Source organism: Arthrobacter sp. Leaf337, assembly GCF_001423745.1.
GTDB lineage: Bacteria > Actinomycetota > Actinomycetes > Actinomycetales > Micrococcaceae > Arthrobacter.
In genome coordinates this window covers 1-12,393 of the sequence record NZ_LMPC01000021.1, presented here as the reverse complement: position 1 = coordinate 12,393, position 12,393 = coordinate 1, and the positions used below count along the sequence as shown (strand labels likewise).

12 protein-coding genes and 1 pseudogene are annotated in these 12,393 nt (G+C 65.1%); 5 read left to right on the top strand and 8 right to left on the bottom strand.

Going from position 1 to position 12,393, the window contains the following annotated elements:
- Positions 1-22: 22 nt before the first annotated feature.
- The 4 genes from ASF98_RS14605 to ASF98_RS14590 all read left to right on the top strand — a co-directional run bounded on the left by ASF98_RS14605 (position 23) and on the right by ASF98_RS14590 (position 4,780).
- Positions 23-1,795, top strand: a complete 1,773-nt coding sequence (locus ASF98_RS14605) for an acetyl-CoA carboxylase biotin carboxylase subunit (RefSeq protein ID WP_055803041.1) — start codon at positions 23-25, stop codon at positions 1,793-1,795.
- Positions 1,795-2,664, top strand: a complete 870-nt coding sequence (locus tag ASF98_RS14600; RefSeq protein WP_055803039.1) for an HpcH/HpaI aldolase/citrate lyase family protein — start codon at positions 1,795-1,797, stop codon at positions 2,662-2,664. The genes ASF98_RS14605 and ASF98_RS14600 overlap by 1 nt, the downstream gene beginning before the upstream one ends.
- A 46-nt stretch (positions 2,665-2,710) precedes the next feature.
- Positions 2,711-3,190, top strand: coding sequence for a MaoC family dehydratase (locus ASF98_RS14595; protein WP_055803037.1), 480 nt, complete (start codon positions 2,711-2,713; stop codon positions 3,188-3,190).
- 198 nt (positions 3,191-3,388) lie between these two features.
- Positions 3,389-4,780, top strand: coding sequence for a class I adenylate-forming enzyme family protein (locus tag ASF98_RS14590; RefSeq protein ID WP_055803035.1), 1,392 nt, complete (start codon positions 3,389-3,391; stop codon positions 4,778-4,780).
- Positions 4,781-4,963: 183 nt separating this feature from the next.
- Here ASF98_RS14590 and ASF98_RS14585 read toward each other — a convergent pair whose 3' ends face one another.
- Complete coding sequence (locus ASF98_RS14585) at positions 4,964-6,304, bottom strand: MFS transporter (protein ID WP_200939374.1); 1,341 nt, start codon at positions 6,302-6,304, stop codon at positions 4,964-4,966.
- A gap of 165 nt (positions 6,305-6,469) precedes the next feature.
- On the opposite strand from ASF98_RS14585, the gene ASF98_RS14580 reads away from it, so the two are divergent.
- Positions 6,470-6,685: a hypothetical protein gene (locus ASF98_RS14580; protein ID WP_055803033.1), complete on the top strand. Its 216-nt coding sequence runs from the start codon at positions 6,470-6,472 to the stop codon at positions 6,683-6,685.
- Between the two features lie 53 nt (positions 6,686-6,738).
- On the opposite strand, the gene ASF98_RS14575 is transcribed toward ASF98_RS14580, so the two are convergent.
- From ASF98_RS14575 to ASF98_RS14545, 7 genes and pseudogenes are all read right to left on the bottom strand, one after another.
- Complete coding sequence (locus ASF98_RS14575) at positions 6,739-7,023, bottom strand: hypothetical protein (RefSeq protein WP_055803031.1); 285 nt, start codon at positions 7,021-7,023, stop codon at positions 6,739-6,741.
- Positions 7,024-7,207: 184 nt separating this feature from the next.
- The gene (locus ASF98_RS14570; RefSeq protein WP_235506008.1) at positions 7,208-8,431 is read right to left on the bottom strand and encodes a cytochrome P450; all 1,224 of its coding nucleotides are present in this window, start codon (positions 8,429-8,431) and stop codon (positions 7,208-7,210) included.
- Positions 8,428-9,105: a dethiobiotin synthase gene (gene bioD / locus ASF98_RS14565; protein WP_055803029.1), complete on the bottom strand. Its 678-nt coding sequence runs from the start codon at positions 9,103-9,105 to the stop codon at positions 8,428-8,430. Before bioD ends, ASF98_RS14570 begins: the two co-directional genes overlap by 4 nt.
- Positions 9,102-10,274 (bottom strand): aminotransferase class I/II-fold pyridoxal phosphate-dependent enzyme, encoded by a 1,173-nt coding sequence (locus ASF98_RS14560; RefSeq protein WP_055803093.1) that lies wholly within the window; start codon positions 10,272-10,274, stop codon positions 9,102-9,104. The genes bioD and ASF98_RS14560 overlap by 4 nt, the downstream gene beginning before the upstream one ends.
- 8 nt (positions 10,275-10,282) lie before the next feature.
- Positions 10,283-11,638 carry an adenosylmethionine--8-amino-7-oxononanoate transaminase gene (locus ASF98_RS14555; RefSeq protein ID WP_055803027.1) on the bottom strand — a complete coding sequence of 452 codons (1,356 nt, stop codon included), beginning with the start codon at positions 11,636-11,638 and terminating at the stop codon, positions 10,283-10,285.
- Positions 11,635-11,892 (bottom strand): biotin synthase auxiliary protein BsaP, encoded by a 258-nt coding sequence (gene bsaP, locus ASF98_RS14550; protein WP_055803025.1) that lies wholly within the window; start codon positions 11,890-11,892, stop codon positions 11,635-11,637. The genes ASF98_RS14555 and bsaP overlap by 4 nt, the downstream gene beginning before the upstream one ends.
- Positions 11,889-12,393: pseudogene (locus ASF98_RS14545) on the bottom strand (hypothetical protein); the annotation flags it as partial. The pseudogene ASF98_RS14545 and the gene bsaP, both read right to left, overlap by 4 nt.

The window sequence follows — 12,393 nt, the reverse complement described above, 5'->3', positions numbered from 1 at the left end:
CTCACACACGACAGGAACAACCATGTTTAGCAAAATCCTCATCGCCAACCGGGGCGAAATCGCCGTCCGTGTCATTCGGAGCTGCAGGTCCCTCGGAATTCAGTCAGTTGCGGTCCACTCAGAAGCTGACACCGCATCCCTTCACGTACGCGAAGCCGATGAAGCCGTCGACCTCGGCCCCGGCGCTGCAAGCGAGAACTACCTCAACATCGAACGCATCATCGCGGCTGCGCGTGAAACCGGCGCCCAAGCCATCCACCCGGGTTACGGATTCCTCTCCGAAAACGCTGCCTTCGCCAGGGCGGTCGTAGAAGCAGGGCTGGCGTTCATCGGCCCCAGCCCCGAAGCGATATCCACCATGGGGGAAAAGGTTGCGGCGCGGGCAGTCGCAATCGCGGCGGAGGTCCCGCTCGCCCCGGGCTCCAAGGGCGCCATCACCGGAGCCGAAGACGTTGTTGCTTTCGGCGCCGAACACGGATACCCGATCCTCGTCAAGGCATCGGCTGGCGGCGGCGGACGTGGCATGCGGCTGGTCGAATCCGAAGAGCAGGCCGAGGATGCCGTCGCCGCGGCTGTCCGCGAAGCAACGGCAGCATTTGGCAACGGCGAGGTGTATCTGGAGCGATACCTCACCAGCGCCCGGCACGTTGAAGTACAGGTATTTGCCGACAAGCTCGGAAACACGATCTATGTGGGGGACAGGGACTGCTCGGTCCAGCGCCGCCACCAGAAACTCGTTGAGGAGTCCCCGGCGCCTGGCCTGTCGCCGGAGCTTAGGGCAGCAATGGGAGCAGCCGCCGTCCGGCTCGCCCAGCACGTAGGGTACGCCGGCGCCGGCACCGTGGAATTCCTCGTCGAAGGCGAAAAGTTCTACTTCCTTGAAATGAACACCCGCATCCAGGTGGAGCACCCGGTTACCGAGATGGTCCACGGCGTGGACCTGATTGCCGAACAGATCCGAGTGGCTGCGGGAGACGAACTCAGCATCCGCGACCGTCTGACCCCCCAGGGTGCCGCCATCGAAGCGAGAATCAATGCCGAGGACGTGGCCGGAGGGCGATTCCTTCCGGCACCCGGTCTTCTTGAAGAGCTGACCCCGCCCGAAGGCGAGGGTCTCCGGTTCGACACCGGGTACCAGAGTGGGGATGAAGTACTCCCGTTCTATGACAGCCTTATCGGCAAGCTCATCGCCTACGGGCCGGACCGTGAAACGGCTCTGGCGAGGCTTGAAGACGGTCTCGAACGGCTCATGGTCCGCGGCGTTCCCACTACGGTCCCGGCTTCACTCAAGGTTATTCGCCACGAGGACTTCCGCTCGGCCCGCTTCACCACCCGCTGGCTCGAAGAGACCGTGGACTTCTCGGAGGAGCCCGAAGAGGAACCGCTGGCACGCAACGAGGTGGAAGTGGGCGGACGCTTTTACATCATTCCCCAGTTCTCGGACCGCGCCGGCGCAGGACATGCCAACGGACACGGATCAAGCTGGGCCGCGCCGGCAGATGAAGCCGGCACCGGCGGCGGACAACGCCCGCGCAACACCCGCGTACGGGGCAAAGGCAAGGCATCAGACGGCAGCGTCAAGGCACCCATGCAGGGAACCATCATTAAGGTCAACGTCGAAGAGGGACAGGACGTCGCCGCGGGGGACATCCTCTTCGTGCTGGAGGCGATGAAAATGGAGAACCCCATCCAGGCACCCGCCGCCGGAACCGTCGGCCAGGTCCACGCCGTCGTCGGTGACTCGATGGCAGCAGGAACCCTGCTGACCCAACTGGTCCTGGAAGGAGCGATCTGATGAAGCCCTTCCGTTCGCTCCTGTTCGTCCCCGGCCATAAGCGAAGCTGGATCGACAAGGCCCTTGCGTCGGAAGCCGATGCCATCATCATCGACCTGGAAGATTCGGTCCCGGAACCGGACAAGGCGCTGGCCCGGACCAACGCACTTGACGCGCTCAGGGCACACTCCGGGGACAAAGGGATCCTCATCCGTCCCAACGCCCTTGACACCGTGCACTTCGGAGCCGACATCGCGGAGACCACCCACGGAAGCCTGACCGGATACCTGCTGCCTAAGCTCTTCTCACGTGATGACGTGGTGCGCTTCGACGCGCTAGTCACTGCCGCGGAAATCATGCACCAGGTCCCCCGGGGAACTGTGGAACTGATTCCCTCGCTGGAGACGGCGGCCTCCATCAGCAAGGTCGATGAGATTCTGGCCGGACCCCGGGTGGGCGGTGTCATGGCCGCGGCGGCCAAGGACGCAGACGTGTCCCGCGAAGTGGGCTTCAGCTGGACCCCGGAGGGAACCGAAACACTCTACCTACGCAGCAAAGTCGTCCTCGCCGCCCGCGCCGCAGGCCTGCGAAGCATCGTTCTTGGACTCTGGCAGGAGGTCACAAACATTGACGGCCTGCGCCGCTTCGCCGCGGACAACCACGGCCTCGGCTACACCGGCCAAGTATTGATCCATCCCACGCACGCCCCGGTGGCAAACGAGTCCTACGGCCTGTCTGCTGCGACGCGTGACTACTACGAAGGGCTCGTAAAGGCCTTCGAAGACGGCCAACGCCAAGGGCACGGTGCTGTCTCCTACCGAGGAGACCACATCGACCTGGCCCATGCCAACCACGCCCGACAGGCTCTCGCTTTCGCGGGCATCGGCTAGCCAGAACAAACCACCAGACACACCCACCACAACCAGGAGACACACCATGGCCGGAATGTATTACGAAGACTTCCAGGTAGGCGAAGTGATCCGCCACGAAGTCACTCGGACCGTCACCGAGACGGACAACCTGTTGATCACGGCATTGACCATGAACGTGCAGCCCCTGCACCTCGATGCGGAGTTTGCTGCGCAGAGCATGTACGGCAAGCAGATCGTCAACAGCATTTTCACGCTGGGACTCGTTACCGGGATCCCCGTTCAGGAAACAACGCTCGGGACAACCCTGGGCAATCTCGGGTTCCGGGACATCGAGTTCCCCAAGCCCGTCTTCTTCGGAGACACCCTTCGCGTGGAAACAGAGGCACTGGACAAGCGCGTTTCCAAGTCCCGGCCGGAAACCGGGATTGTGGGCATCGAACACCGCGGCTACAACCAGCACGGCGATCTGGTCTGCGTGGTCCGCCGCACCGCCCTGATGAAGCGACGCGAGAACGCGGAAGCCGAGATCCCACTGCACGTGTAGCCCCTAAACGACACACCAAAACCACCCGCGGTTCCCGCATGACGCAGGCCGGCCGGCACGACGCCGCCCGGCCTGCGTCGATTAATTAACTGTTGCCACGCGCGCCACCTTCTTGCCGCGCGTACTTACCTCGGTACGAGCCCGGACTCGCTCCTGGACGCTGCAAGAAGCCAACCGAACCCGACAGGATGTGATCCCGTGCCTTTCCTCAACAGAATTCAGAAGTGGGCGGACCTGCGTCCTGATGACCTCGCAATCGCTGTCGGCAACCGGGGATTCAGCTGGGCGGAACTTCGTGGAGCAGCCGAAGAGCTCGTCCCCTCCACTCCGGAGACCTACATCCTCTCCGAACCCAACTCGGCCGAATTCGCTGCGCTCTACTGCGCAGGGGTAGCCAGGGGACGGCAGATCGCTGTATTCGATCCGGCCTGGACATCACAGACCCGCGAAGAGATCACCCGGATGCTGCCGTCGGCCTCTCGCGCCGCGGGCACGGAGCTGGAAGACGGCGAGCCAGACTCAACCTTCCTCATCGGATTCACCGCAGGAACTACCGCGACGCCGAAAGGCTTCACGCGTTCCCGTAGGTCCTGGCAAACGTCCTTTGATGCCTCAATCGAATTCTTCGGCCTCCGACCGGACGACAAAACCCTCGCCCCGGGGCCGCTCTCTGCAAGTCTGAACCTTTTTGCGCTTTCCGAATGCCTTTATGCCGGTACCGAATTTCATACACTGCGCCATTTCGATGTCGGAGACGCCCACGCTGTCATCGCCCATGACGGCATCACCAGGTTGGTTGTCGTCCCCACGATGCTCCGGCTTCTTAGCGAACGAGGACTGATGGCGTCGGTAGACGCCTCCGCGATCAGAACCATCATCTGTGCCGGATCCAAGCTCGATGCCCGCACACTCAAGGCCGCCCGGCGCTGGGCGCCAAATGCGACTATCTTCGAGTATTACGGTGCCGCGGAACTCAGTTTCGTCTCCGGCCGCGGACTCGCCGCAGCGGAACCACTCGACGCTGCAGGCACGTCCATTGGGCGGCCATTCCCCGGCGTGCAAGTGCAGATCCTCGATGACGACGGCGTACCCCTGCCCGATGGCACCCCCGGCAATATCAGCGTCACAAGCCCCATGGTGTGCGAAGGCTACCTTTGGGGAGATGACGGGCACGCTCTTCGCTGCCTCAACGGACGCTACACCGTCGGGGACCAGGGTTACCTTTTTGGCTCCGATCTCCACATACTCGGCCGGAGCTCGGACATGATCATCACTGCGGGCAAGAACGTTTACCCGCACGAGGTCGAACTCGCCCTGTCCTCAATTCCTGGCGTTGAAGCTGCCGTTGCAGTCGGCGTACCGGATGATCTGCGCGGGCGCCGTGTCGTTGCCGGGGTCGTTCCGTCGATCGGGGGTCTTACCGCAACGGCCCTCAGCGCTGGGTTGGAGGCGGTTCTGACACGGGACAAAAGGCCTCACCAATATTTCTCACTGGATGAGCTGCCCCTGACGGACAGGGGTAAAGTCAGCCGACGGATGCTGCTGGAGTGGATCATCAACAACGATCGCAGGCTGCAGCGGCTGCGCTAGACAATCGAAATAGGGCAAGCCTGCACTCCGGGTTTGTTCGCTCGCCAAGAACCCCTTGCGGAAGCATCCGCAGAGGTCCTTAGCGTGTGGCATGTACAAAGCAACTGGCCCGGTACCGTCGAACGGTACCGGGCCAGCCTCTTTCCGTGCTGTGCTCTTCGCGGCCGGGCAGCCTGAGCAGTCCTAGTGGTGCTGGGGTTCTTTAAGTTCTTGCACCACGTCCGAGCCGATTGGCTTTCGCTTCGCCGGGCTGGTTTCCGGGATGAAGAACAGCGCCAGTGCGGTGAGGGCGGCGCATCCGATCATGTAGAACGCCGGGGACAACGTTGAGCCGGTGGCCCGGATCAGCAACTCGCAGAAGAACGGCGCGGTGCCGCCGAGGGTGAGGTTTGTCAGGTTGTTGCCCAGCGCGATGCCGGTGTACCGGAACTGCGGCTCAAGCAGTTCTGCATAGGTGGAGAAGGAGCTGCCGGAGACCGTCGCCACGGCACTCACCAGGAGAACCTGCCCGCAGGTGGCCAGGAAAGGCGTACCGCTGGCCATGAGCATGAATGCGGGCACGGCGCCGACAAGACCGACAGCGACGCCGATGGTCATGAGGCGTTTGCGTCCAAAGCGGTCCCCAAGATGGCCGGAGAGCATGAGCATGCCGACGCCGACCGTGAGGGAAACACAGGTCGACCAGAACGCCTGCTGGGCCGTGAGGTGGCCGCTGGTCTGCATGTAGGACGCAGCGTAGATCGAGCAGACGTAGTATCCGCCCACGATGAACGCTCCGAGGCCCGTGATCTTCAGGATGGTGCCTTTTGCCCTGCTGACGAGCGCCTTAAAGGGAACCTCGGCAATTTCATTTTTGGCCTGCATCTCAAGGAATGAGTCAGTGTCATGGAGCTGTGTCCGAAGCCAGATACCTACCAGGCCGAGCACCAGGCTGAGCAGGAACGGGATGCGCCATGCGATGTCCAGGACCTGCTCCGGACTGAAGACCGTGTTGAGAAGTAACGCGACAAGGGAAGCGGACAGGGAGCCGATATAGGTCCCTGCGTTCACGATGGAAGTCTGGAACCCGCGGGCGTGGGCCGGCGATTTCTCCGCCACAAAGGCCATTGCGCCGCCGAGTTCACCGCCGGCGGCGATCCCTTGGAGGCAACGGCACAGCACGAGGATCACAGTTGCCCAGACGCCAAGAGTCAGGTAGTTCGGCAGCAGGCCAATGGCCGCTGTCGCCCCTGCCATCAGCAGAATCGTCCAGGACAGCGCACGCTTGCGCCCGTACTTGTCGCCTATGTGGCCGAAGAGAATGCCTCCTGGGATGCGGACGATAAAGGCGACAGCAAACGTTGCAAAGGTTCCCAACAGCCCCGCTGCAGGATCACCCTTGACGAAGAACAGCGCCGCGAGGACGGTGGCCATATAGCCGTAGATGCCGAAATCGTAGTACTCCACGACGGTTCCGATCATTGACGCGCGCACCGTTTTGACCGACGAGTCCTTCTTGGGTGCGCGGCTCTGGATAGTGCTCAAGATGCCTCCTTGCATCTGGCGGCTGCTGCCGCCGCTGCTCACGATATTCGGGGATCATCGTGATGATCTAACTCACATCCCCACTACGAACAAGCGTACGTATGTTTAGGATTGGAGTCAATACACCTGAGAATGGGATCCGCGTTCTTTCCGGAAGGAACATCCATGACAATCAGCACTCTTGAGCTACCGGTGACGGTTACCGTTGGGGACCGGTCGAGTATGGAAGGCCAACTCGATGCAGCAGTGAAAACGGTAAGAGCGGCGGCCGTCCGCGAACGTCGCGGAATTCTGGTTACTCGCCTTAATTCGCACCAGTTCACGGTCGAACTAAACGACTGTGTGCCGTTCGGAATGACCCGTGAACGCCAGATATGGTGAGCGGCAGGACCCGGTGCTTTCGGCGTAGCCGCGGCGGCTTCTCCGGCTGAGGGTCACTCCTTGAGCTGGTTCGTAAGCACTTCGTACTCCTCCACTTTGAGGATTTGCATATGCTGCTCGGCGCTGGTTTCCGAGCGGATACGGTCGGCAGGCTGCTGGCTTGCCGCCAGTGCTTTCGCGTCCTCCCAGAGGGTTATGGACAAAGAATTGTTGTCCTGGCCGAACAAATAGTAGATGCCGCGGCACCCCGGCAACTCAAGTACACGGTTGATGGTCTCTTCCGAGGGCGTTCCGGAGCTTTCAGGGCCGGGGCGGTACGTGCTGACTCTAGCGAACATGTTGATCCTCCAATATCAGACGGTGGAGTGGCCTTGCCGCTTCGGTCTGCTTGTCACGCGGCTCCGGGATGAAACCCGGGCGTGCAGAGGTACCGTTAAGCCCGCTTTACGCGGTGGCATGGGCTCCTCCCATAAGTAAGGATCCGATCGGCGCCGGACGCAACCCCCGAAGGACAACACCTCTTCAGTCAACACCTGCGCTCGATGCAAGGACCTTCTGTGGGGCTTGGAAGGACAAGAACCGGATCCATTCAGGTTCCTGCTCCCGCAGCTGGATGAGAGGTAACGCGGCAGCAGTTTCCTGGACGATGACGGCCGCCTCGAGTTCTGCGAGCTTTGCTCCGAGGCAGCGGTGGATGCCGGAGCCAAAAACCAAGCCGTAGCCGGTGGATTGTCCGTGCCCGGCCGCCTGGGCAGGAATGGATGAGCTTCCGGGTGCGGCCGGTGCGGTGATGTGGTTGCCGCTCAGTTCGAGGAGGATTTCGGCGCCGGCCGGGATCGGGTCGCCGGCGAGGTTCGTGTCGTGGGCTGCAACGCGTCGCCAGGTGGGGACGGACGATTCGGTGGCCAGCACGTGCCGGACCATGGTCCGGGAGCCTGATTCGGACGCCGCATTCCTCCAGCTCACCGGTGCGGACCCCTCCAGGAGACGGAACAGGGTGGTGCTGATCAGCTGGGTGGTTGTCTCCTGTCCGGCGATCAGCAGGAAGTAGCCCAGCGAACAGATTTCCGGCCCGGTCAGGCCGTGCTCCGCCAGGGACTTGAACAGGTTGCGTCCGGGCGCCGTCAGGGATTCCGCGACGAGCTTCCGCAGCCAGACATAGAAATCGGCAGCGCTCCGGGCCAATTCAAGTTGCCGGGCCTCGTCGGGCCACCCCCAGAACAACTCCATGGAGTCAAGGCCCCAGCGCTTGAGATCGGCAAGGTCCCGAACGGGCAGCCCGAGGAGTTCAAGCATCACGACTGCCGGGGTAAACGCCGCGACAGTCTGCACCAATTCGACTTGGCCGGAGGAGTGGAGCTGGTCCGCAGTGTTCTGTGCCGCTTCCCGGGCCAGTTCACGGATCCGAGGCTCCATGGCGGCGACGGTGGCAGGAGTGAAGAAACCGGCCACGACCTTGCGGATCCCGGCGTGCGTGTCCGTGTCGTTGCTGGCCAGGACTGGAGGCAGCGCAAAGCGGACGCGCTGCAGCACTCGCAGGGCAGGCCCTGCCAGTGGGGTTACCGCGATCAAGGCATTTGCCGGACTGAAGTCGGTGGGCCGGTGCAGTACGTCACGGACCGCGTCAGGATCGCGCACCACGAGGTACGGGCAACGCGCCCGGCCGGCACCGGCAGTCTGACCCGTGACGTCCGTCTCTTCCTGCACCAGCGGCGCGGGACCCGCGGTCATCATCACCGGGTTCATGCGGGCAGGCCGTTCAGCCAGGCAGCGGCTTCGGCCCGGAAATCGGCCGGGGACAGTTCCGAGGCCCCCTCGGGAAGCACCCCCAGGAAAGGCACCCGCAGCGTCTCGAGCACTTTCCGGTTGCTGTGGTGGACGAAGTCAGGGTATCCGGGCCAGCTTCCGAGCACCACACCGAGAACCCGAAGGTCTCGCACGGCCAGCGCTTCGAGGGTCAGGGCGGTGTGGTTCAGGGTGCCGAGGGCCGGCCGGGCGACGAGCACAAATGCCGCGGTCAGGAGCGATCCGAGGTCCGCCAGGGTGCCGCCGCCGGAATCCAGTTCCACGAGCAGACCGCCTGCGCCCTCAACCAGGACGTGGTCGTGGGACGCAGCCAGCTCGCGGACCCGGTCTGCATGCGCAACAACCCGGGGAAGCGGAGTTCCGTCGACGGCAGCAGCGGCGACAGGAGCCAGCGGCTCCTGCAGGACGACTCCGGTTTCTGCTGTCACGACACCGGCGAGCCGGACAATTTCGGTCGTGTCGGAATCACCGGCGGCTGCGCCTGACTGGCACGGTTTGTAAACCGCGACGCTGCGCCCCATTCCGTGGAGGACGGCGGCGAGGGCCGCCGTCGTGATGGTTTTACCGACGCCGGTGTCGGTACCGGTGACCAGGATGATGGCGGGCAGGTTCATGGAAGTTCCTCCAAAATGCCGCGCAGCACGGCGCAGCTGTCTTCGATTTCCTCGGGTGTAAGGGTGGCGCGGGCAGTGAGCCGCAGCCGCGAAATCCCGTCCGGGACGGACGGCGGGCGGAAGCAGCCGATCCGGACGCCGGCGGTGCGCGCGGTGGCGGCGGCTGCCAGGGCCGATTCGGCCGACGGCATGGCGATGGACTGGACGGCCCCCGCCGTTTGCTCGACAGCGGGCCGGTGGATAGTGGCACCACGGGCCTCCAGGGCAGGGGCGAGCCCGGCGGCCAGCGCCGCAGCGTTGTCCCGGACGGACCCGGCCCGCCAGGGCTCTTCCCGGATGATCCGCACCGCAGCGAGGGCCGCTGCGGCGGAGGCGGGCGCCAGACCGGTGTCAAAGATGAAGCTCCGGGCACGGTTGCTGAGGTGTTCCCGCAGCAGCGCGGAGCCCAGGACTGCTCCGCCCTGGCTGCCCAGGGCCTTGGACAGTGTCGCGGTCACGATTACGTTCGGATGCCCGGCGAGGGCTGTCCCGGCCACCGCACCGCGGCCCTGAAAGTCACCGGCGCCGGTGATTCCGAGGCTGTGGGCCCCGTCGATGAGCAGCACGGCGTCATGCTCCTCGGCCAAAGCCAGCAGCCCGGCGAGCGGGGCTTCGTCGCCCAGGACGCTGTAGAGGGATTCGACGGCGATCAGCGCGCGCGGCTCCGGCCGGCCGGCAATCAGCCGGCGGGCTTCCGCCACGCTGTTGTGGGTGAAGGATTCGGTGCGGGAGCGGCTGAGCCGGAATCCGTCGATCATCGAGGCGTGGCAGTGTTCATCGGCCACAATCAGGGTCCCGGGGCCGCCGAGCGCCGTGATCACACCGATATTGGCCAGGTAGCCGGAGGAAAACACCAGCGCCGTTTCCATCCCGGCCAGCATGGCCAGTTCCTGCTCCAGGTCCAGATGCAGCCGGGTGGTTCCGGCGACCAGACGCGAGGACGTTGCGCCCGCGCCCCACAGCGACGCGGCCGCCGCAGCCGCCCCGGCAACCCGCGGGTCCGCCGCGAGGCCCAGATAATCGTTGCTGGCCAGGTCGATGAACTGTTCGTCCGCGGCGCGGACGAGCGGGCGGCGGACCAGGCCCCGGCGGTCCCGAACTGCGGCCTGCCGCTCAAGCCACTGGGTCATCGAGTTGCTCACGCCGCGCCCCCGGACCGTGCCGGGACGCGCTCGTGGACTTCGGCGACGGCGCCCGTCATGCCCGCGGTGATCTGGTCAACGTCCGCCGCCGTGCTGATGTACGGCGGCATGGTGTAAACGAGGTTCCGGAACGGCCGGACCCAGACCCCGTGCCGGATCGCCGCGGCGGTCACCGCGGTGACGTCGACGGCGTCGTGCAGCTCGATGACTCCGACGGCGCCGATGGTGCGGACATCCCGGACGGCCTCAAGATCCAGGGCGGGGGAGAGCCCCGATAACAGGGCCGCGCCGATCCGGGCGACGTCGGCGCGCCAGCCGCCGTCGTCAAGGATGCCGAGGCTGGCGTTGGCCACCGCACACGCCAGCGGGTTGCCCATGAAGGTCGGGCCGTGCAGCAGCGCCCCGGCGTTGCCGTTGGAAACCATCGCCGCCACCTCAGCTGTGCAGAGCATGGCGGCCAGGGTCAGGTAGCCACCGGTCAGGGCCTTGCCCACGCACATGATGTCCGGCACGACGCCCGCATGATCGGCCGCGAAAAGCTCGCCGGTGCGCCCGAAACCCGTGGCGATCTCATCGAAAATAAGGAGCAGCCCGTGCCGGTCCGCCGCCTCCCGCAACGCTGTCAGGCAGGCGGCCGGGTAGGCGTGCATACCGCCCGCACCCTGAAGGACCGGCTCGACGATGATCGCAGCCAGCTCCCCGGAATGCGCAGCCGCGATGTCGCCGAGCTCGGATGCCCACGCCTTTACGGACTCGGGCGTGGCTGACGCTGCCGCCGGAGGACGCGGCGCAAACACGTTGCCGGCCAGCAGCCCCGGGAACGCGGAATGCATGCCGTCCACGGGATCGCAGACCCCCATCGCCGCGAACGTATCGCCGTGGTAACCGCCGCGGATGCTCAGGAACCGCTGCCGCTGAGGGTGCCCGGACGCGGTCTGGAACTGCACCGCCAGCTTCAGTGCAACCTCCACGGCCACCGAACCCGAATCCGCGAGGAACACCCGCTCCAGGCCCGGCCGTCCGGGCGCGGAAGGCGCCATGTCCGCCAGCCGCTCGGCCAGTTCCACCGCCGGGGCATGCGTGAGGCCGCCGAACATCACGTGGCTGAAACTCTCCAGCTGCCGCTTTGCAGCGGCGTCCAGCACCGGGTTGCGGTAGCCGTGGATCACCGACCACCACGAGGACATCGCATCCAGCACCTCATGGCGTGCGCCGTCCTCGCCGCGAAGCCGCAGCCGCACGCCGTCGGCCGCCTCAACCTCCCACAGCGGAAGGTTCGGGGACGCCGGGGCGTACGGGTGCCACAACCGTGCGCGGTCCCGCTCGATCAGGCCCATGGACGTGCCCGTCATGGTGCAAGCCCCCCGTGCCGGGAGCATTCGGCGCTCCAGCCGAGCGGTGTCACCTGGACCTTCATGCGGCGCCGGCAGGCGGCGCAGTAGCGCGGCGGCTCCATGGTGAGTTGCTCGCCGCAGCGGAGGTGAACGTCCGACGTCGGGCTGGCGCCGCCGTCGGACGGCTCGCCGCAGTGGCCGCAAAACTTAGCGGTGGCTGCGTCCGCCGGGTTGCCGGCGGTTGAGCGGCCGGTGGATGAAACCCTGTTCATAGTGTCTTTTGGAGTTCTTTGATGGGCATGTTCAACTCGACGAGGAGGTTGAGGTCGGCGGTGGCGGGGCGGCCGAGGGTGGTGAGGTAGTTGCCGACGATGACGGCGTTGATACCGCCCATGAGGCCTTCGCGGTCGGCGGTGGCGGGGCGGCCGAGGGTGGTGAGGTAGTTGCCGACGATGACGGCGTTGATACCGCCCATGAGGCCTTCGCGGGTGCCGAGGTCGCCGAGCGTCAGTTCCCGGCCGCCGGCGTAGCGCAGGACGGTGCGGGGCATGGCGAGGCGAAACGCCGCGATGGCCCGCAGGGCGTCCTTGCCGTCCATGATGCCCTGGTTTTCGAGCGGGGTGCCGGGGCGGGGGTTGAGGAAGTTCAGGGGGACTTCGTGGGGTTCGAGGGCGGCGAGCTGGGCGGCGAGTTCGGCGCGCTGTTCCAGGGTTTCGCCCATGCCGATCAGGGCACCGCAGCACAGTTCCATGCCGGCGGCCTTGACCATGTTG